Below are 18,943 nucleotides of genomic sequence, written 5' to 3'. Positions count from 1 at the left end.
GCAATCACCCACTCGCGCACACACCCCCTCACGCCAGACTGTCCCGCCACGCCCGGTGCAGATCCGCGAACCGGCCCGTGCCGGCGATGAGTTCGGCCGGGGCGCCGTCCTCGACGACCTGCCCGTGTTCCATCACCAGCACCCGGTCGGCGATCTCGACGGTCGACAGCCGGTGGGCGATCACGACGGCCGTACGCCCGTTCAGCACCGTCGACATCGCCCGCTGCACGGCCCGTTCACCCGGGATGTCGAGCGAGCTGGTCGCCTCGTCGAGGATCAGCACCGCCGGATCGGCGAGCAACGCCCGCGCGAACGCGACCAGTTGGCGCTGCCCGGCGGAGATACGGCCACCTCGTTTGCGTACGTCCGTGTCGTAGCCGTCGGGCAGGGCGGTGATGAAGTCATGGGCGCCGATCGCTTTCGCCGCCCGCTCGATCTCCTCGCGCTCGGCGTCCGGGCGGCCTATGGCGATGTTGTCGGCGACGCTGCCGGAGAACAGGAAGGCCTCCTGCGTCACCATCACGACCCCGCGCCGCAGGTCGGTGCCCGACAGGTCGCGCAGGTCGACGCCGTCGAGGCGGACCTGTCCCTCGGTCGGGTCGTAGAAGCGGGCGAGCAGCTTGGCCAGGGTGGACTTGCCGGCGCCGGTCGAGCCGACGACCGCCACGGTCTGCCCGGCCGGAAGGGTGAGGTCGAAGGTGGGCAGTACCTCGCCGCCCGTGCGGTAGGCGAAGCGGACCCCGTCGAAGACGACCTCGCGGCCTGGGTGCTCGGACTCCCGTACCGGAAGTTCCCGTGGAGCCGTGGGCTCCGGGACGGACGGCTTCTGGGCGAGGAGCCCGGAGATCTTCTCCAGGGAGGCGGTCGCCGACTGGTAGGAGTTGAGGAACATGCCGAGCCGGTCGATCGGGTCGTACAGCCGGCGCAGGTACAGCACGGCGGCGGCCAGCACACCCAGTTCCAGGGAGTCGTCGGCGACCCGGTGCGCGCCCCACAACACCATGGCCGCGACAGCGGTGTTGGCGACGACCCGGGAGCCGACGACGTAACGGGCCATCTCCAGGATGGCGTCGCCGTTCTTCCGCTCGTGATGCCGGTTGAGGGTCTCGAACTCGGCGTCGTTGACGGCCTCGCGGCGGAACGCGCGCACCGGCCGGATGCCGTTCATCGTCTCGACGAACTTGACGATGACGGCGGCGATCGCGGTGGACCGCAGCGCGTACACCTTGCCCGCCCGGCGCTGGTAGAGCCGGACGAGGAGATAGAGCGGCACGAAGGACGCGACGGCGAGCGCGCCGAGGTTCAGATCCAGCCACATCAGCAGGGCCGAGATGTAGGCGAAGGACAGGGCGATGGTGACGAGTTCCTGGAGCCCGTCGTTCAGCAGCTCGCGCAGTGACTCGACGTCCGCCGTGGAACGGGAGATGAGCCGGCCCGAGGTGTAGCGCTCGTGGAAGTCGAGACTGAGGGCCTGCGCGTGCCGGAAGATCCGTCCGCGCAGATCGAGCAGCGCGTCCTGGCTGACGCGGGCGGCGGACGAGATGAACCAGTACTGCAGCCCGCCCGAGGCCAGCGCGCAGAGCAGATAGCCGACCCCGACGGCGACGAGCGGCCCGTTGTCGTGGTCGCGGAAGGCCGGTACGGCCCGGTCGATGGCGTACGCGACGAGCAGCGGGCCCGCCTGGACGGCCGCCTGCTGGAGCAGCAGGAGGACGGCGGTGAGGGCGACCCGGCCCTTCATCGGGGCGAGGAGGGAGCGGAGGAGTCCGGCCGTGGCGCCCTTGGGGGTGGGCAGGTCGTCCTGGTCGAACGGGTCGTCGGGGGCGGGAGGCTGGGGTTCGGTGGGGGCGGCCCCGGGGTTCTGCTCGGCGTCCGGCCTGGTGGGGCGGTCGTCGTCGGGGGTCGGCGCGGTGGTCGTGGGCGCCGTCATCGGGCGGCCTCCTCGAAACTGTCGGTGCCGTGGGGGGAGCCGGCGTTGTCGTGGTCGGTCTTCTCTTCCGCGCCGGCCATCAGCCAGGCGTACTCGGCGTTCGTCCGCAGGAGTTCGTGATGGGTGCCGACGGCGGCGATCCGGCCGCCGGAGAGCAGGGCGACGCGGTCGGCCAGCAGGACCGTGGACGGGCGGTGCGCCACGATCAGGGCCGTGGTGTCGGCGAGGACGCGGCGCAGCGCGGCCTCCACGGCGGCCTCCGTGTGCACGTCCAGCGCGGACAAGGGGTCGTCGAGGACGAGGTAGCGAGGCTTGCCGACAACCGCCCTGGCCAGCGCGAGCCGCTGCCGCTGGCCCCCTGACAGGCTGAGGCCCTGCTCACCGACCTGGGTGTCGGCCCCCTGCGGGAGCGAGTGCACGAAATCGGCCTGCGCGACGGAGAGCGCGTGGCGCAACTCGGTCTCGCCCGCGTCTTCCCCGGCGCCCATGAGGACGTTGTCGCCGACGCTCGCCGAGAACAGCGTGGGTTCCTCGAAGGCGACGGCGACCAGGGCGCGCAGTTCCTCCCTGGGCAGGGCGGAGATGTCGTGCCCGTCGAGGGTGATACGCCCCGAGGTCACCTCGTGGAGACGAGGGACGAGCGCGGTGAGGGTGGTCTTGCCGCTGCCGGTGGTACCGACGAGGGCCATGGACTCGCCGGGTCGGATGTGCAGGTCGACACGGTCGAGGACGGGAGGGGAGCCGGCGGGCGCATCGGGATACCGAAAGGAGACGTCGTGGAAGCGCAGCCCACGCCCGACGTCGGCCGCGCCCGAAGCGCCCGGACGCGGCGGCGTGGCTTCGCCGGTTCGTTGTTTGTCGGCTGCGAGTCCGGTGGGGGCTGGGCGCGCAGTTCCCCGCGCCCCTTCGGGGGCGCCGGCGCCGGGAACAACCTCCCCGGCGCCCTCCGGATCCTCGTCCATCACCTCGAAGTAGCGTTCCGTGGCTGTGGCCGCGTCCTGGCTCATGGCGAGCAGGAAGCCGATCGAGTCGACGGGCCAGCGCAGGGCGAGGGCCGTGGAGAGGAAGGCGACCAGGGTGCCCGCCGACAGGTCGCCGTCGGCGACCTGCACGGTGCCCAGCACCAGCGCCGCCCCGATCGCCAGCTCCGGCAGCGTGACGATCGCCGCCCAGATCGCCGACAGCAGCCTGGCCTTGTGCAGTTCGGTGCCGCGCAGTGTCCGGGACAGTTCGCGGAACGCCCGCGCCTGGCTCCGGTGCCGCCCGAACCCTTTGATGATCCGGATGCCGAGCACGCTCTCCTCGACCACCGTCGTCAGGTCACCCACCTGGTCCTGTGCACGCCGGGCCACCAGGTGGTAACGCCGCTCGAAGACGATGCACACGGCCAGGACGGGGACGGCGGGCCCCAGGATGACCAGCCCGAGCGACCAGTCCTGGACCAGCATGATGATCACACCGGCCAGGATCGTCACCGCGTTGACGAACAGGAACGTCAGCGGGAAGGCGAGGAACATCCGCAGCAGCTGCAGGTCCGACGTCGCCCGGGACAGCAACTGACCGGACGGCCACCGGTCGTGGAACGCGACCGGCAACCGCTGGAGCCGCCGGTACAGAGCCGACCGCATCGACGCCTCGACCCCGGCCAGCGGCCGGGCCACCAACCACCGCCGCATCCCGAACAGCAGCGCCTCACCGAGCCCGAGCAGCAGCAGCCACAACGCCCCGAGCCACACACCGCGCGAGTCGTGGTCGGCGACCGGCCCGTCCACCATCCACTTCAGGACGAGCGGGAACACCAGCCCCATGCCCGACGCGAGCACGGCGACGAAGGCCGCGACGAACAGCCGTGCGCGCACCGGCCGCACAAAGGGCCACAGCCGCAGCAGAGTGCGTACGGCGGAATGGCCCGCCTGGGTCTCGGTTGCGGTCTCGGTCTCGGTCTCGGGATCCGTCGCGTTTGCATGTGTAGTGGACATCAAGACGAGCCTACGGACCACCACTGACAGTGCCTACCCGGTTTTGGCCCGAACCGGGTCGGCCGAAGGTCCTACGACCTGCGCGTTCGAGGGGTCGTACGCGCGCATCAACCGATCGGCTGATGCCGCTGCGAGCGAGTAGGCCGATGTGCCGAAGCGCCCCGCACCGCGACGCTGGTCGCATGTCCGTCATCGAAGTGAGCGAACTGCGCAAGTCCTACGGCGGCCGGCCCGTCGTGGACGACATCACCTTCGCCGTGGAGGAGGGCGAGATCTTCGGCATCCTCGGCCCCAACGGCGCCGGCAAGACGACCACCGTCGAATGCGTGGAGGGCCTGCGCGTGCCCGACGGGGGCCGGGTCCGGGTCACCGGCCTCGACCCGGTCACCGACCACGAGGCCACCAGCCGGGTCCTGGGCGCCCAGCTCCAGCAGAGCGAACTTCAGGCCAAACTGACCGTCCGCGAGGCCCTGGAGCTGTACGCCGCCTTCTACCCCCGCCCGGCCGACTGGCGCCCGCTGGCCGAACGCCTGGCCCTGACCGACCGTCTCGACGCGCGATTCGGCAAACTCTCCGGTGGCCAGAAACAGCGCCTGTTCATCGCGCTCGCGCTCATCGGAAACCCCCGGGTCGTCGTCCTCGACGAACTGACCACCGGCCTGGACCCACGCGCCCGCCGGGACACCTGGCAGCTCATCGAGGACGTACGGGAGAGCGGGGTGACGGTCCTGCTGGTCACCCACTTCATGGAGGAGGCCCAGCGGCTCTGCGACCGGATCGCCGTGATCGACAAGGGCCGGATCGCCGCCCTGGACACCCCCGCCGGTCTGATCCGCCGCTCGGCGGGCGCAACCATGATCAGCTTCACACCCTCCGCACCCCTGCCCGAGGAAGCCCTGAGCACACTTCCCGCGCTCGCCTCAGTCGACTACCGGGACGGCCGCGTCACCCTCTCCGGCACCGACGAGACCGTCAACGCCGTCATCACCCTCCTCGCCCGAAGCCATGTCACCGCGCACCAACTCCGCGTCACCGACGCCACGTTGGACGACGCCTTCCTCGACCTCACCAAGGAGGACGCGGCATGAGCGCCACACCCGAATCGATCACGCCCGAATCGATCACGCCCGCATCGATCACGTCCGCCGCCGGCACCGCCGTACTGAGGACCGAGATACGCCTCTTCCGCCGCGAACCCGGCGCCCTGTTCTGGATCCTCCTGTTCCCGGCCCTCCTCCTGGTGATCCTCGGCTCGATCCCCTCCTTCGGCGACCCCCAGGCCGACCTGGGCGGCCTGCGCACGATCGACGTGTACGTGCCCGTGGCCGTGCTCCTCGGCCCGATCGTCGGCGGCCTCCAGTCCATGCCGCAGACCCTCACCGGCTACCGCGAGCGCGGCATCCTGCGCCGGATGTCCGCCACCCCGGTCCGCCCGGCCGCCCTCCTCCGGGCACAGATGCTGGTGTACGGCGGGGCCGCCCTGGCGTCGTCGCTGCTGGCCCTCGCGGTCGGCCGCCTCGCCTTCGACGTACGGCTGCCTCGACAGCCCCTCGGCTACGCCCTGGCCCTCGTCCTGACCGTGCTGGTCGCCCTCGCGCTCGGTGCCGTGATCTCCGCGCTGTCCCGCACGACGAAGGTCGCGGGCGCGATCGGGTCGGCCGTGTTCTTCCCGTCGATGTTCTGCGCGGGCGTGTGGGCGCCGGTGCAGACCATGCCGGAAGTACTGGCCAGGATCGTCGGCTTCACCCCGTTCGGCGCGGCGGCCGAGGCGCTGAACCGGGCGGCGGCGGGAGACTGGCCCGGCTGGGGCCACCTGGGCGTGCTGGTGGCGTGGACGCTGCTGCTGACGGCGGGCGCCGCGCGCTGGTTCCGGTGGGAGTAGGGGAGGGGCGACGGTCCGTGCAGACTGGGGGAATGACCGCGGCGAACACCCGGGCCGACACACAGCCGGGCCCACCAGTGGGCACACAAGCCGGCACACAAGTCGGCACACAGGCCGCGACACGGGTGGACTCTCAGCTCGACCGGCGCATGGACCAGCTGCACATCTGGGGGCCGTACGGCCTGCTCGGCGTCAGCTCCGTCCTCGCGGGCATCTCCGCGGAGCTGGTCGACGGCCCCGTCCAGTGGTGGGCCGCCGGGGTCCTGGTCGGCGCCGCGCTCGCGCTCCAGCTCTGGTGGCACGGCACCCGCTCCCGCCGCGCCGACCGCGGCCGGACCCCGTCCCCGGTCGGGACCGCGTACTACGTCGTCCGCTGGGCGATCGCCTTCCTGCTCACTTGGATCAACCCGTTCTTCGCGTTCTACGCCGCCACCGGCTACATGGACGCCGACGAGCTGATCCCGGGCCTGTGGCGGCGGCTCGGGCTGTTCGCCAGCGCGGTCACCGTGGCCGCCGCGCAGGCCGGCGGGCTGCCGTTCCACAGCGGGGGGCAGTGGGCGGCGTTCGCCGGGCTGCTGGTCGTCAACTTCGGCCTGCAGGCGCTGGTCGCCCACGCCACGGAGCAGGAGGAGCAGCGCTCCCGCGACCGGGCCCTCACCATCACCGAACTCGAGCACGCCAACACGGCGTTGCGGCAGGCCCTCGACGAGAACGCGGCCCTGCACGCCCAACTCCTGCACCAGGCAAGGGAAGCGGGCGTCGCGGACGAACGCCGCCGGCTGGCCGCCGAGATCCACGACACCATCGCCCAGGGCCTGACCGGGATCATCGCCCAGCTCCAGGTGGCGACGAACACCCCCGACCCGACCCAGGCGCGCGACCACATCGACCGCGCCACGAAACTGGCCCGCCACAGCCTCGGCGAGGCCCGCCGCTCCGTACAGAACCTGGCCCCCGTGGCCCTGGAGCACGACGGACTGCCCCAGGCCCTGCGGAAGACGGTCGCCGAATGGGCCGAACGGACGGGCGCACGCGCCGACTTCACGGTCACCGGCCCGGCGGAGGACCTCCACGCCGAACTCTCGGCGACCCTTCTGCGCATCGCCCAGGAAGCCCTGTCGAACACCTCCCGCCACGCCCACGCGTCACGGGTGGGCGTCACCCTGACCTTCCTCGGCGACGAGGTGATCCTCGACATCCGCGACGACGGCAAGGGCTTCGACCCGCGCGCCGTCCGCGAACGCACCGGCACCGGCGGCTTCGGCCTCGGCGGCATGCGAGCCCGCGCCGAACGCATCGCGGGCGCGCTCACCGTGGAGTCCGAGCCGGGCCACGGCACGGCGGTCTCGGCACGCGTACCGTTGGTCACCCATGACCACTGACGCACCCATCACCCTTCTGATCGTCGACGACCACCCGGTTGTACGGAACGGTCTGCGCGGCATGTTCGAGTCGGTACCGGACTTCACGGTGCTGGCCGAGGCGGCGAACGGCGTGGAGGCGGTCGAACTGGCCGCCACGCTCGACCCCGACGTCGTCCTGATGGACCTGCGGATGCCGGGCGGCGGGGGAGTGGACGCGATCGCCGAACTGACCCGGCGCCGGTCCCGGGCGAAAATCCTCGTCCTGACGACGTACGACACGGACTCCGACACCCTGCCCGCGATCGAGGCGGGCGCGACGGGCTACCTCCTGAAGGACGCCCCGAGGGACGAACTCTTCACAGCGGTACGGGCCGCCGCCCAGGGCCGTACGGTCCTCTCCCCGGCGGTGGCCTCCCGCCTGGTCTCGGCGGTCCGCACCCCGGGCAACGAACCCCTCTCGGCCCGCGAACGCGAGGTCCTCGCCCTGGTCGCCAAGGGCACGTCGAACCGGGAGATCGCCCGCGTCCTGTTCATCAGCGAGGCCACGGTGAAGACCCATCTCACCCACCTGTACGGCAAGTTGGGCGTGAAGGACCGCGCGGCGGCGGTGGCGACGGCGTACCAACGGGGAATCCTGAGCTGACCACAGCCCCTGGTCCCGCCGCCCCCTAATCCCGTTGTGGCTCCTTGACCCGCCCCCCTAGGGTCACACCCATGTCTTTACGTCTACGTATGCGTCAAGCCCTGCCGGAAGCGATGCGCGCCCGTGACAAGGTCGCGGTGAGCGCCCTGCGCTCGACACTGGGCGCGCTGGACAACGCCGAGGCGGCACCCGTGGACGAAGCCGGACTGCGGGGCGTGGCACTCGAGTTGTCCCCGGTGGGGGCCGGCGCAACCGAGGCGGAGCGGCGCGAGCTGAGCGAACACGCCGTGGTGGAGGTCGTACGCGCCGAGGCCGCCGAACGACTCGACGCGGCGGACCGGTTGACCGCACCCGCGCACGCCGACCGCGCCGAACGACTCCGCGCGGAGGCCGCCGTACTGCTCCGCTTCCTCGAAGACCCCGGCACGGCGCCATGAGCTTCACGCTGGCCGGACCAATCCTGGAGGGCTCCCTGGTCCGCCTGGAACCACTGGAGCACCGGCACGCCCCGGACCTCGCCGCGGCGGCGGAGGAGGACCGCGACTCGTACCGGTTCACCTGGGTGCCGTCGGCGGCAGAGGTCGACGGCTACATCGACGCACAGCTCGCCCGCGCCGCCGCCGGGCAACTGGCCCCGTACGCGCAGGTGGATCGGGCGTCGGGCCGCGCGGTCGGGGCCACGGCCTACTGGGATCCGCGACGGTGGCTGGAGGACGACAGCCTCTCCGCGATCGAGATCGGCTTCACCTGGCTCGCGGCCTCCGCCCAGGGCACCGGGCTGAACACCGAGGCCAAGTACCTGCTGTTCCGGCACGCGTTCGAGAGCTGGGGCGTGGCACGCGTCGACCTGAAGACGGACGCCCGCAACGGCCGTTCACGCGCGGCGATCGAAAGGACGGGCGCCCGCTTCGAGGGCGTACTGCGCAACTGGTCCCGCTCCTGGGCGCCGGGCGAGGAAGGCCGCCTCCGCGACTCGGCGATCTTCTCGATCACCGGGGAGGAGTGGCCGACCTGCCGGGCGAACCTCGAAGAACGCCTCGCGAGGGCTCGGACGGCCGCGTCGAGCCCCGTCCGGACGAGGCCGTGAGATGCCCGAACTGCAGCGGCTGAACGCCGGTCACGCGCCGGCGGTCCTGGACTTCGAGCAGCTCAACCGCACCTACTTCGCCGCCTCGATCACCGACCGCGGCGACGACTACTTCGCCCGCTTCACCGACGGGTACAACGCCCTGTTGGCCGAGCAGGAGGCCGGCATCTGCGCGTTCTACGTGCTCGTCGCCGAGGACGGCTCGATCCTGGGCAGGTTCAACCTGATCGACATCGAGGACGGCACCGCACAACTCGGCTACCGCGTCGCGCAGCACGCCGCAGGCCACGGAGTGGCGACCGCGACGGTCCGCGACCTGTGCCGCCTGACGCCGTCACGCCACGCCCTGCACACACTCCGGGCGGCCGTCACCCACCAGAACCCCGCGTCCCAGAAGGCGCTGACCAAGGCCGGTTTCACCCCGACCGGCCCAGCGGCCCCGACCGACCTCGGCGGCAAGCAAGGCACGTGGTACCAACGCGACCTGACACTCGGGCCGAAGTCCGCGACCTTGCCGACGACCTCGACCGGCACCCATCAGTAGGCTCACGACGTGATGGACCACGGCATCGAATTTCCCGCCTCCCGACTGCACGTCGTGCCGGCGGTCCTCTCTCTGGCGAGTCCGTCGTGGCAGCGCGACGTCTGGCTCCGGCCGGAGGAGTTCGAGGACCTGGACTACGTGGTCACGGTTCTGTTCGACGACTTCTGCGACGCAGACGATCCCGCGCCGTGGCTGGGCAAGAGTCTGCGGACGGAGGGGGAAGTCGCGCTCATGAAGGAGCTGGGCGAGGCCTACTCGGCCGTGGAGGAAGAGGTAGGTAGCGGTGCGTCGGACGAGGTCTACCTTGACGCTCAGGCTTGGGGCAGCGTCATGGCGGTCGCGGGCCGCCTGGCCCAGCTGATGGTCACCAACGACCTCCGGGCCGCAGCTCTCCTCCACGAGGCGAACGGGACCTGAAAGGTGACGGCGCGCACCGGGTGAGTGAAAGCAGCGAAAGCGAAGCCTCCGCCCCCTCACCCCGCCACCCGCAACAACAGCACTGCCCGCCCCGGCACACTGATCTCCTCGCCCGCCGAATAACCCACCCCGGGCGCCTCCCCCTGCTCCTCGCGCGACGTGTCCACGACCACCTCGTACCGCTGCGCCCAAGGTGCCCCCGGCAGCACGAAGCTCGTCGGGCGGTCGCCCGCGTGCAGGATCGCCAGGAAGCTCTCGTCGACGATCGCGGCGCCCCGGGCGTCCCGGCCCGGGATGTCCCGGCCGGACAGGTACATGCCCACCGTCGATGCCGGGGCGTACCAGTCGCCTTCCGTCATCTCCGTGCCGCCGGGGGTGAACCAGGCCAGGTCCCGCAGTCCGTCCGCCGAGTGGGCCCGCCCGGAGAAGAACGCCCGGCGGCGCAGTACCGGGTGGCGGTGGCGCAACTCGATGAGGCGGGCGGTGAGTTCGGTCAGGGCGCGCCAGCCGGGGTCCTGCAACAGACCCCAGTCCACCCAGCTGATCTCGTTGTCCTGGCAGTACGCGTTGTTGTTGCCCCCCTGCGTGCGGCCCAGCTCGTCGCCCGCGACCAGCATCGGAACGCCCGTCGAGAGGAGGAGAGTTGTGAGCAGGTTGCGCAACTGGCGGCGCCTCAGCGCCTGTACGCCCTCGTCGGCCGTCTCTCCCTCCACCCCGCAGTTCCAGGCGCGGTTGTCGTCCGTGCCGTCCCGGTTGCCCTCCCCGTTGGCCTCGTTGTGCTTGCGCTCGTAGGACACCATGTCCCGGAGCGTGAAACCGTCGTGCGCCGTCACGAAGTTGACCGAGGCGTACGGGCGCCGGCCACCCCACGCGTACAGGTCGCTCGAGCCCGACAGGCGGTAGCCGAGGTCCCGTACGTCCGGCAGCGCGCCCCGCCAGAAGTCCCGTACGGCGTTGCGATAGCGGTCGTTCCACTCTGTCCAGAGCGGGGGGAACGCGCCTACCTGGTAGCCGCCGGAGCCGACGTCCCACGGTTCCGCGATCAGTTTGACCCGGCGCAGTACCGGGTCCTGTGCGATCACCGCGAGGAACGGGGAGAGCATGTCCACGTCGTGCATCGAGCGGGCCAGGGCCGCCGCCAGGTCGAAGCGGAAGCCGTCCACGCCCATCTCGGTCACCCAGTACCGCAGCGAGTCCGTGATCAGGCGCAAAACGTGCGGCTGGACGACGTGCAGCGTGTTTCCGCAGCCCGTGTAGTCGGCGTAGCTGCGGGGGTCGTTCTGCAGCCGGTAGTAGCCCCTGTTGTCGACGCCTCGCAGGGAGAGGGTCGGGCCGTGTTCGTCCGCCTCGGCCGTGTGGTTGTAGACCACGTCGAGGATGACCTCGATGCCCGCCGCGTGCAGCGCGCGCACCATGCGCTTGAACTCGCCGACCTGCTGGCCCGCCGTACCCGTGGCCGCGTAGCCCGCGTGCGGGGCGAAGTAGCCGATCGAGTTGTAGCCCCAGTAGTTCTTCATGCCCCGGCGCAGGAGATGGTCCTCGTGCGCGAACTGGTGTACGGGCAGTAGTTCGACCGCCGTCACGCCCAGTCGTGTCAGGTGCTCTATCGCCGCGGGATGCGCCAGGCCCGCGTAGGTGCCCCGCAGTTCCTCGGGGATGTCCGGGTGCAGCTTGGTGAAGCCCTTGACGTGGAGCTCGTAGATCACCGAGTCGGCCCACGGGGTCTTCGGGCGGCGGTCGTCCGCCCACTCGTCGTCGGGGGCGTCGTCGTGGACCACGACCCCCTTCGGGACGTACGGCGCCGAGTCGCGGTCGTCGCGCACGGTGTCCGCGACCTGCTGCTGGGGCCAGTCCCTGACGTGCCCGTACACCTCGGGCGGCAGCTCGAAGTCGCCGTCCACGGCACGCGCGTACGGGTCCAGGAGCAGCTTCGCCGGGTTCCAGCGGGCGCCGGTCCACGGGTCCCAGCGGCCGTGCACGCGGTAGCCGTAGCGCTGACCCGGCATGACCCCGGGCACGAAGCCGTGCCAGATCTCGTGCGTCAGCTCGGTGAGGGGGACGCGCGTCTCCACCTCCCCGCCACCCGGCTCCACCTCCCCGAACAGGCACAGCTCCACCGCCTCCGCCCCGCCCGCCCACAGCGCGAAGTTGGTGCCCGACACCCCGTCCGGGCCCGTGCGAAAACGCGCGCCCAGGGGCATCGGTGTCCCCGGCCACACGGGTACGGCGGGCAGCGTGGCGCGTGGCGCGCCGTCGAGACTGGGCACGGCGGCGGGCGACGCGGCGTCCACAGACGCGGTGCCGGGGTGCCCGTTCTCGACGGCGCGCTGCTGGGCCACCGCTTTCTGCTCGGCTGCGCTGGACACCTCTCCACCTCCCGCGACTCGTGGAACGAAGCGAGAACAGGCGTACGGCGTCCCTGCCGCAGTGCCCTGTCGCGTCGTTTCTCCCCCCTGTTCTGCCCAGAGCATGGCTCGCACTCACGTTTCCCCGGGGCGGGCCGCGTCGTTGGGTCGTGCGTGAGGCACGTAACTGGGCGCGCTCGGCGCGCGAGGGCCGGGCTGGCCGCCGTACTGACATGGGCAGGACTGCTGGCCGGAGCCGCCGGCTGCACTTCGGAGGGGGTGGGCGGGGCGGACTCGATGTTCGGGAAACCCCGGGCGCCGAAGGACGTGATCCGCGTCTCGCCGGCCGACGGCAGCCGCCTGGTACGCCCCGAGAACCCCCTTCTCGTACGGGTGCCCGGCGGGCGTCTGGAGTCGGTGCGGGTCGTCAGGTCGCAGGACGCGCAGGAGTCGGTGGTGGCCGGGCGGATCTCCGCGGACGGGCTGTCCTGGCGGCCCGACGACGCGCGGCTCGCGCTGGCCGCCAGATACACGGTCGACGCCGTGGCGCTCGACGGCGACGGACACCGCTCGGCCCGGCACACGACCTTCACGACATACGTGCCCGACGAGCGGTTCATCGGATACGTCACCCCGGAGAACCGCGCCACCGTCGGCACCGGCATGATCGTGTCCCTGGAGTTCAACCGCGAGGTGCGCGACCGCGCCGCCGTCGAACGCGCCGTCCGTGTCACCGCGAACCCCGCGGTAGAGATCCGCCCGCACTGGTTCGGCGACGACCGCCTCGACTTCCGGCCCGAGGAGTACTGGGCCCCGGGCACCGAGGTCACCGTCGACCTGGCGCTGCGGGACGTCGAGGGGGCGCCGGGGGTGTACGGGATCCAGCGGAAGACGTTCACCTTCACCGTCGGCCGCAGCCAGGTCTCCCTGGTGGACGCGGCCGCGCACACCATGGAGGTGCGGCGCGACGGCGATCTGCTCGCCACCGTGCCGATCACGGCGGGGGCGCCGAAGACCACCACGTACAACGGCAAGATGGTGGTCCTGGAGATGCTGGAGCTGACCCGGATGAACGGCGCCACGGTCGGCTTCAAGAAGAAGGACGGCAACGGCGAGTACGACATCCCGGACGTGCCGCACGCGATGCGGCTGACCACCTCCGGCACCTTCCTGCACGGCAACTACTGGGCGCCGGACGCCTTCGGCAAGGCCAACGTCAGCCATGGCTGTGTCGGGCTGAGGGATGTGAAGGGCGGCAGTTCGGACACTCCGGCGGGCTGGTTCTTCGACCGGAGTCTGGTCGGTGACGTCGTCGAGGTCGTCAACAGCGAGGACAAGCGGATCGCTCCCGACAACGGGCTCGGGGGATGGAACATGGGCTGGAAGGAGTGGAAGGCGGGCGGCGCCGTGAAGTGAACAGTCGGGTCCGACAATCTGATGATGTTGGGACGAAACAGTGACCTTCAGGGGCCGCCGGGGGGTGTGACCTTGTGCTTAATATGCGCCGGGGTGCGCGGTACGCGCCGGGGAAGTGGGCCTGAGCCAGGCCACGGGAGGGGAGAAAGCTTGAACGCGCGACCGATATCGGGGGCTTCGGCGGCGGTACGAGGGGACGGCGCACCCGGCATATCAGGGGCACGACGCACACGGCGGAGCAGAGGGGCACTCGCGCTGCTCGCCGGTGTCGTGCTCGTCGCCGTCACCGCGTGCGGCGGGGGCGGCGGCGGCTCGGAGTCCGGCACCGACGACGCCAAGCCGAAGGGCAAGGACTCCACCACCGCGACAACCCAGCAGTCGCAGGCGGTCGTCACGATCGCCCCCAAGGACGGCTCGAAGTCCGTCGACACCAGCGGCGCCCTCACCGTCAGCGCCGCCAAGGGCAAACTGACCGAGGTCAAGGTCGAGGACCCCAAGGGCAACCCGGTCGCGGGGGCGCTGACCGCCGGGGACACCAAGTGGGCCCCCTCGACGCATCTCGCCGCGTCCACCACGTACAAGGTGCACGTCGTCGCGAAGGACGCCGAGGGGCGTACGGCGGCGGAGGAGTCGTCCTTCACCACCCTCACCCCGAAGAACACGTTCATCGGTACGTTCACGCCCGAGGACGGTTCCAAGGTCGGCGTGGGCATGCCGTTCTCGATCCGCTTCACCCGGGGCATCACGCACCCCGAGGCCGTCGAGAAGGCCATCACCGTCAAGACCGAACCGGCCGTCGACGTCGAGGGCCACTGGTTCGGCAACGACCGCCTCGACTTCCGCCCGGAGAAGTACTGGGCACCGGGTACGAAGGTCACCGTCGCCCTCGCCCTCGACGGCGTCGAGGGACGCCCCGGCGTCTACGGCAAGCAGGCCAAGCAGGTCTCCTTCACCATCGGCCGCAGCCAGGTCTCCACGGTCGACGTCAAGACGAAGAAGATGGTCGTACGCCGGGACGGCAAGGTCATCAAGACCATCCCCGTCACCACCGGCGCGCCCGGGTACGAGACCTGGAACGGCCAGATGGTCATCACCGAGCGCCTCGAAGTGACCCGGATGAACGGCGAGACGGTCGGCTACGGCGGCGAGTACGACATCAAGGACGTCCCGCACGCCCAGCGCCTGACCACCTCCGGCACCTTCATCCACGGCAACTACTGGGGCGGCGACGCCTTCGGCAACTACAACGCCAGCCACGGCTGCATCGGCCTGCGGGACGTGCGCGGCGGCTACGACAGCGGGGTGGCCGCGGCCTGGTTCTTCAACCGCTCGATGATCGGCGACGTGGTGATCGTGAAGAACTCCAACGACCGCGTGGTCGAACCGGACAACGGGCTCAACGCCTGGAACATGTCCTGGGAGAAGTGGAAGGCGTAGTCCCGCTGCGTCGTCGACGGGCCCGGTGTGACTGACAGCACCGGGCTCGTTGTCGTTAGTGCCCGTTAACCTGCCTCCATGACTGTGCATCTCGAAGTCGCCGAAGGTGTGGGCACGATCCGGCTGGACCGGCCGCCCATGAACGCGCTGGACGTCGCCACCCAGGACCGCCTCAGGGAACTCGCGGGGGAGGCCACCCGGCGCGACGACGTCCGGGCGGTCGTCGTGTACGGCGGGGAGAAGGTGTTCGCGGCCGGCGCGGACATCAAGGAGATGCAGGCGATGGACCACGCGGCGATGGTCGCCCGGTCCAGGGACCTGCAGGACTCCTTCAGCGCCGTCGCCCGTATCCCCAAGCCCGTCGTCGCCGCCGTGACCGGCTACGCCCTCGGCGGCGGCTGCGAGTTGGCGCTCTGCGCGGACTACCGCATCGCCGGTGACAATGCGAAACTCGGTCAGCCGGAGATCCTGCTCGGTCTGATCCCCGGCGCGGGCGGTACCCAGCGACTGGCGCGGCTGATCGGGCCGTCCAAGGCCAAGGACCTGATCTTCACGGGCCGGATGGTCAGGGCCGACGAAGCGCTGTCCCTCGGTCTGGTGGACCGGGTGGTCCCGGCCGCCGACGTGTACACCGAGGCGCACGCCTGGGCGGCGAAACTCGCCCAGGGTCCGGCGATCGCGCTGCGCGCGGCGAAGGAGTCGATCGACGCGGGTCTGGAAACGGACCTGGAGACAGGGCTGGCGATCGAACGGAACTGGTTCGCGGGTCTGTTCGCGACGGAGGACCGGGAGATCGGGATGCGGAGCTTCGTGGACGAAGGTCCCGGTAAGGCGAAGTTCCGCTAAAGCACTTGCAGTTGACGTGAAGTCTTATCCGGGTCCCTCGATAGGGCGGTTTATGGGAGCCTTAAGCCAACCTTAAGCCTGTCTTGTCGAGGGGGCCTGTCGCTTGCCCGAAAGTGAGCTTCCGCCGCAGGTCGAAGACCCTTTAGGGGCTGACGGAATGCCATCGGCATATGACGATCAGCCTATTCGGAATGGCGCGCTCCGGGGGGCGTATTCCTCCGGAACGGCCCCGGCGGATCGCTCGGGCGGCCATGATGGGGGCATGGCGGGGCTGGAGGGCATGGAACAGCCGCGGGGACACGGCCGTGCGACGGCGGCGCGTTGGTCGCCTGCGGTGGAGGACGAGCGAGCACTCAAGGCGCTCGAGCTGTTCGGAGACCCGACGGAAGACGAGGTCCAGCTGCCGTCCCGCCCCGAGTCCGCCGCGACCGCGCGCCGCCTCGCCCAGGTCGTCGTCCTCCGCCACTGGGGACTGTCCCCCAAAATGACCGAGGACGCGGTACTGCTCGTCTCCGAACTGGTCGGCAACGCCGTGCGGCACACCGGCGCGCGGGCGTTCGGCCTGCGGATGCTCCGCCGCCGGGGCTGGATCCGCGTCGAGGTCCGCGACCCCTCACGGGGGCTGCCGTGCCTGATGCCGGTTCAGGAGATGGACATCAGCGGCCGGGGCCTGATGCTGGTGGACAAGCTCTCCGACCGCTGGGGCGTCGACCTGTTGCCACGCGGCAAGACAACGTGGTTCGAAATGCGGGTCGCCGACCGCTGAGCCCCCGCACGCACTGACGCGCGGCTGCTCGGCCTGGTGTGAGCCCCCGCACGCGCTGACGCGCGGCTGCCCGGCCTGCTGTGAGGCTCCCGGCCTGCCGTGCGGCTGCCCGGCTCGGTGTGACGCTCCCGGCCCGGCGTGCGGCTGCTCGGCCTTGTGAGGGTTCCGGCGCGTTGCGGCTGTGCGGGACCGTATGGGCGGGCCGCCGATCGGGCTAATCGGCTGTTTTCCCTCCCAACCCCCCTTAAATGGTGCGGTGACCACGACCGACCGTCGAGCGGTGCTGCGTGCCGGCGCCGGGATCGTTGCCTCGGGGGCGCTGGCCGCCGGGTGCGCGGACGGAACCGCCACCGGCGGTGCCGCCACTCACCCCGACGCGCCCGCCTCCCGTACCGGAGCCGCGCCCGCCCCCCTCCTCCGTTACCCCGCCCAGATTCAGCACGGCCCCCGCGACCGCCCCCAAGTCGCCCTCACCTTCCACGGCGACGGTGACCCCGCCACCGCGCACGCGCTGCTCGCCGCCGCTGAGAAACACGGCTCCCGGGTCACCGTGTTCGCCGTCGGGACCTGGCTCGACGCCCATCCCGGCCTCGCCCGCCGCATCCTCGACGGAGGTCATGAACTCGGCAACCACACCCTGCGCCACCTCGACATCAACGCCATGCCGGAGGCGGACGCCGACGCCGAGATCAGGGGGTGCGCCGAGCGGCTGACGGCGCTCACCGGGTCCATCGGCACCTGGTTCCGGCCCTCGCGCGGCGCCCGCGCCTCCCCGCTCGTCGAACGGCTCGCCCGTCGCGCCGGCTACCCGCACGTCCTGTCGTACGACGTCGACTCCCTCGACTTCACCTCGCCGGGCGCCCCCGCCGTCGTACGCAACGTCATGGCCGACGTCCGCGCCGGATCGATCGTCAGCCTGCACTTCGGATACGCGGACACGGTTGCCGCGTTCCCCGGCCTCCTGCACGAACTCGACCGCCGCGGCCTGCACGCGGTGACCACCACGGAGTTGCTGACCTGATGCCCCCCACCGTCATCACCCGCGCCCTCGTCACGGGAGCCGCCCTCACCGTCCTCGCCGGACTCGCCGCCTGCGGCACCGAAACCGGGGACCAGCCGAACCGGCCCCTCCGCGCGGCCGAGCCCGTCGAACCCGTCAAGCCGGTCAAGCCCGCCGTACCCGTCAAGCCCGTCGTCCAGGGGCTGCGCGGGATGCCGCCCGTCCTGCACCCACGTGATGTGTACGCCGCCGACCGGCCGAACCGGCTCTCCCCGGTCGTCCGGGACTTCCCGTCCCGCGTCTACGTGCCCAACACCGAGTCCGACACCGTCTCCGTCATCGACCCGAAGACGTACGAGGTCGTCGAGACGATCCACGTCGGGCGCCAGCCCCAACACGTCGTCCCCTCCTGGGACTTGAAGACCCTCTGGGTCAACAACAACCGCGGCCACACCCTCACGCCCATCGACCCCAAAACGGGGAAGGCGGGCAAGCCGGTCGAGGTCCACGACCCGTACAACCTCTACTTCACGCCCAACGGCAAGTACGCCGTCGTCATGGCCTCCCTCGACCGCGAACTCGTCTTCCGGGACGCGCACACCATGAAGCGCGTCAAGACCGAACCCGTCAGCTGCTACGGCGTCAACCACGCCGACTTCTCCTTCGACGGCCGGTACTTCATCGTGTCCTGCGAGTTCAGCGGCGAACTGCTCAAGGTCGACACCGAGCGAATGAAGGTCGTCGCGCAGCAGAAGCTGCCCTACGAGGGCGCGATGCCGCAGGACGTCAAGATCTCGCCGGACGGCAAGCGGTTCTACATCGCCGACATGATGGCCGACGGCATGTGGGTTCTGGACGGCGACAAGTTCACCCGGCCCACCCTCCTGCCCACCGGCAAGGGCACCCACGGGCTGTACGTCAGCCGCGACTCCCGCGAGATGTACGTCTCCAACCGGGGCGAGGGAACCGTCTCCGTCTTCGACTTCGAGAAGGGTGAGGTGACAAAGAAGTGGCGGCTGCCCCACGGCGGCAGCCCCGACATGGGCGGCGTCTCCGCCGACGGCAAAGTCCTCTGGCTGTCGGGGCGTTACAACTCGGAGGTGTACGCCGTCGACACCCGGACCGGCGAACAGCTCGCCCGGATCAAGGTGGGCAGCGGCCCGCACGGACTCGCCGTCTACCCGCAGCCCGGCCGCTATTCACTCGGCCACACGGGCATCTTCCGCTGATCCGGCCCCAGTTGGGGTACCCGACCACCTCGTGTGACACGCCGCCGATCGAGTGACG

At 70.9% G+C, this 18,943-nt stretch carries 17 protein-coding genes; 14 read left to right on the top strand and 3 right to left on the bottom strand.

Going from position 1 to position 18,943, the window contains the following annotated elements; genetic code table 11:
• Window positions 1-28: 28 nt before the first annotated feature.
• Together ABZ855_RS40120 and ABZ855_RS40115 are read right to left on the bottom strand one after the other, a co-directional pair.
• Window positions 29-1,930, bottom strand: a complete 1,902-nt coding sequence (locus tag ABZ855_RS40120) for an ABC transporter ATP-binding protein (RefSeq protein WP_360816091.1) — start codon at window positions 1,928-1,930, stop codon at window positions 29-31.
• Window positions 1,927-3,909, bottom strand: a complete 1,983-nt coding sequence (locus ABZ855_RS40115) for an ABC transporter ATP-binding protein (RefSeq protein ID WP_360816088.1) — start codon at window positions 3,907-3,909, stop codon at window positions 1,927-1,929. The genes ABZ855_RS40120 and ABZ855_RS40115 overlap by 4 nt, the downstream gene beginning before the upstream one ends.
• A gap of 182 nt (window positions 3,910-4,091) precedes the next feature.
• Between ABZ855_RS40115 and ABZ855_RS40110 the strand changes: the two genes are divergently transcribed.
• The 8 genes from ABZ855_RS40110 to ABZ855_RS40075 all read left to right on the top strand — a co-directional run bounded on the left by ABZ855_RS40110 (window position 4,092) and on the right by ABZ855_RS40075 (window position 9,846).
• Entirely contained in the window at window positions 4,092-4,997 is a 906-nt protein-coding gene (locus tag ABZ855_RS40110) for an ABC transporter ATP-binding protein (RefSeq protein ID WP_360816085.1), read from the top strand.
• Window positions 4,994-5,791: an ABC transporter permease gene (locus tag ABZ855_RS40105; RefSeq protein WP_360816082.1), complete on the top strand. Its 798-nt coding sequence runs from the start codon at window positions 4,994-4,996 to the stop codon at window positions 5,789-5,791. Before ABZ855_RS40110 ends, ABZ855_RS40105 begins: the two co-directional genes overlap by 4 nt.
• A 149-nt stretch (window positions 5,792-5,940) precedes the next feature.
• Window positions 5,941-7,173, top strand: coding sequence for a sensor histidine kinase (locus ABZ855_RS40100; RefSeq protein WP_360816139.1), 1,233 nt, complete (start codon window positions 5,941-5,943; stop codon window positions 7,171-7,173).
• Window positions 7,163-7,798: a response regulator transcription factor gene (locus tag ABZ855_RS40095; protein ID WP_360816079.1), complete on the top strand. Its 636-nt coding sequence runs from the start codon at window positions 7,163-7,165 to the stop codon at window positions 7,796-7,798. Before ABZ855_RS40100 ends, ABZ855_RS40095 begins: the two co-directional genes overlap by 11 nt.
• A 113-nt stretch (window positions 7,799-7,911) precedes the next feature.
• Window positions 7,912-8,235 (top strand): hypothetical protein, encoded by a 324-nt coding sequence (locus ABZ855_RS40090; RefSeq protein ID WP_360816136.1) that lies wholly within the window; start codon window positions 7,912-7,914, stop codon window positions 8,233-8,235.
• Window positions 8,232-8,885, top strand: coding sequence for a GNAT family protein (locus tag ABZ855_RS40085; RefSeq protein ID WP_360816076.1), 654 nt, complete (start codon window positions 8,232-8,234; stop codon window positions 8,883-8,885). Before ABZ855_RS40090 ends, ABZ855_RS40085 begins: the two co-directional genes overlap by 4 nt.
• A 1-nt stretch (window position 8,886) precedes the next feature.
• Entirely contained in the window at window positions 8,887-9,429 is a 543-nt protein-coding gene (locus tag ABZ855_RS40080) for a GNAT family N-acetyltransferase (RefSeq protein WP_360816073.1), read from the top strand.
• Window positions 9,430-9,441: 12 nt separating this feature from the next.
• Window positions 9,442-9,846: a hypothetical protein gene (locus ABZ855_RS40075; protein ID WP_360816133.1), complete on the top strand. Its 405-nt coding sequence runs from the start codon at window positions 9,442-9,444 to the stop codon at window positions 9,844-9,846.
• A gap of 56 nt (window positions 9,847-9,902) precedes the next feature.
• On the opposite strand, the gene glgX is transcribed toward ABZ855_RS40075, so the two are convergent.
• Window positions 9,903-12,212: a glycogen debranching protein GlgX gene (glgX, locus tag ABZ855_RS40070; protein WP_360816070.1), complete on the bottom strand. Its 2,310-nt coding sequence runs from the start codon at window positions 12,210-12,212 to the stop codon at window positions 9,903-9,905.
• 153 nt (window positions 12,213-12,365) lie between these two features.
• On the opposite strand from glgX, the gene ABZ855_RS40065 reads away from it, so the two are divergent.
• The 6 genes from ABZ855_RS40065 (at window position 12,366) to ABZ855_RS40040 (ending at window position 18,885) form a co-directional block, all read left to right on the top strand.
• Window positions 12,366-13,607: an Ig-like domain-containing protein gene (locus ABZ855_RS40065; RefSeq protein WP_360816067.1), complete on the top strand. Its 1,242-nt coding sequence runs from the start codon at window positions 12,366-12,368 to the stop codon at window positions 13,605-13,607.
• A gap of 210 nt (window positions 13,608-13,817) precedes the next feature.
• Window positions 13,818-15,044 carry an Ig-like domain-containing protein gene (locus ABZ855_RS40060; protein ID WP_360816130.1) on the top strand — a complete coding sequence of 409 codons (1,227 nt, stop codon included), beginning with the start codon at window positions 13,818-13,820 and terminating at the stop codon, window positions 15,042-15,044.
• A 78-nt stretch (window positions 15,045-15,122) separates the two neighbouring features.
• Window positions 15,123-15,890 carry an enoyl-CoA hydratase-related protein gene (locus tag ABZ855_RS40055; protein WP_360816064.1) on the top strand — a complete coding sequence of 256 codons (768 nt, stop codon included), beginning with the start codon at window positions 15,123-15,125 and terminating at the stop codon, window positions 15,888-15,890.
• 262 nt (window positions 15,891-16,152) lie between these two features.
• Complete coding sequence (locus ABZ855_RS40050) at window positions 16,153-16,656, top strand: ATP-binding protein (RefSeq protein ID WP_360816061.1); 504 nt, start codon at window positions 16,153-16,155, stop codon at window positions 16,654-16,656.
• A gap of 256 nt (window positions 16,657-16,912) precedes the next feature.
• Window positions 16,913-17,677: a polysaccharide deacetylase family protein gene (locus ABZ855_RS40045; RefSeq protein WP_360816058.1), complete on the top strand. Its 765-nt coding sequence runs from the start codon at window positions 16,913-16,915 to the stop codon at window positions 17,675-17,677.
• On the top strand, window positions 17,677-18,885 hold the full coding sequence (locus ABZ855_RS40040; RefSeq protein ID WP_360816055.1) for a hypothetical protein: 1,209 nt from the start codon (window positions 17,677-17,679) through the stop codon (window positions 18,883-18,885). The genes ABZ855_RS40045 and ABZ855_RS40040 overlap by 1 nt, the downstream gene beginning before the upstream one ends.
• Window positions 18,886-18,943 lie beyond the last annotated feature (58 nt).

It is taken from the genome of Streptomyces sp. NPDC047042, assembly GCF_040644035.1.
Lineage (GTDB): Bacteria > Actinomycetota > Actinomycetes > Streptomycetales > Streptomycetaceae > Streptomyces.
This window is presented reverse-complemented; position numbering and strand designations above follow the sequence as displayed.

Excerpts from the sequence above, each read along its gene's own strand:
- ABZ855_RS40100 (WP_360816139.1), top strand. The coding sequence starts at position 5,941 with ATGGACCAGCTGCACATCTGGGGGCCGTACGGCCTGCTCGGCGTCAGC.
- ABZ855_RS40120 (WP_360816091.1), bottom strand. The coding sequence starts at position 1,930 with ATGACGGCGCCCACGACCACCGCGCCGACCCCCGACGACGACCGCCCC.
- ABZ855_RS40110 (WP_360816085.1), top strand. The coding sequence starts at position 4,092 with ATGTCCGTCATCGAAGTGAGCGAACTGCGCAAGTCCTACGGCGGCCGG.
- ABZ855_RS40080 (WP_360816073.1), top strand. The coding sequence starts at position 8,887 with ATGCCCGAACTGCAGCGGCTGAACGCCGGTCACGCGCCGGCGGTCCTG.
- ABZ855_RS40040 (WP_360816055.1), top strand. The coding sequence starts at position 17,677 with ATGCCCCCCACCGTCATCACCCGCGCCCTCGTCACGGGAGCCGCCCTC.
- ABZ855_RS40075 (WP_360816133.1), top strand. The coding sequence starts at position 9,442 with ATGGACCACGGCATCGAATTTCCCGCCTCCCGACTGCACGTCGTGCCG.
- ABZ855_RS40105 (WP_360816082.1), top strand. The coding sequence starts at position 4,994 with ATGAGCGCCACACCCGAATCGATCACGCCCGAATCGATCACGCCCGCA.
- ABZ855_RS40055 (WP_360816064.1), top strand. The coding sequence starts at position 15,123 with ATGACTGTGCATCTCGAAGTCGCCGAAGGTGTGGGCACGATCCGGCTG.
- ABZ855_RS40115 (WP_360816088.1), bottom strand. The coding sequence starts at position 3,909 with ATGTCCACTACACATGCAAACGCGACGGATCCCGAGACCGAGACCGAG.
- ABZ855_RS40090 (WP_360816136.1), top strand. The coding sequence starts at position 7,912 with ATGCGCGCCCGTGACAAGGTCGCGGTGAGCGCCCTGCGCTCGACACTG.
- ABZ855_RS40095 (WP_360816079.1), top strand. The coding sequence starts at position 7,163 with ATGACCACTGACGCACCCATCACCCTTCTGATCGTCGACGACCACCCG.
- ABZ855_RS40085 (WP_360816076.1), top strand. The coding sequence starts at position 8,232 with ATGAGCTTCACGCTGGCCGGACCAATCCTGGAGGGCTCCCTGGTCCGC.
- ABZ855_RS40050 (WP_360816061.1), top strand. The coding sequence starts at position 16,153 with ATGGCGGGGCTGGAGGGCATGGAACAGCCGCGGGGACACGGCCGTGCG.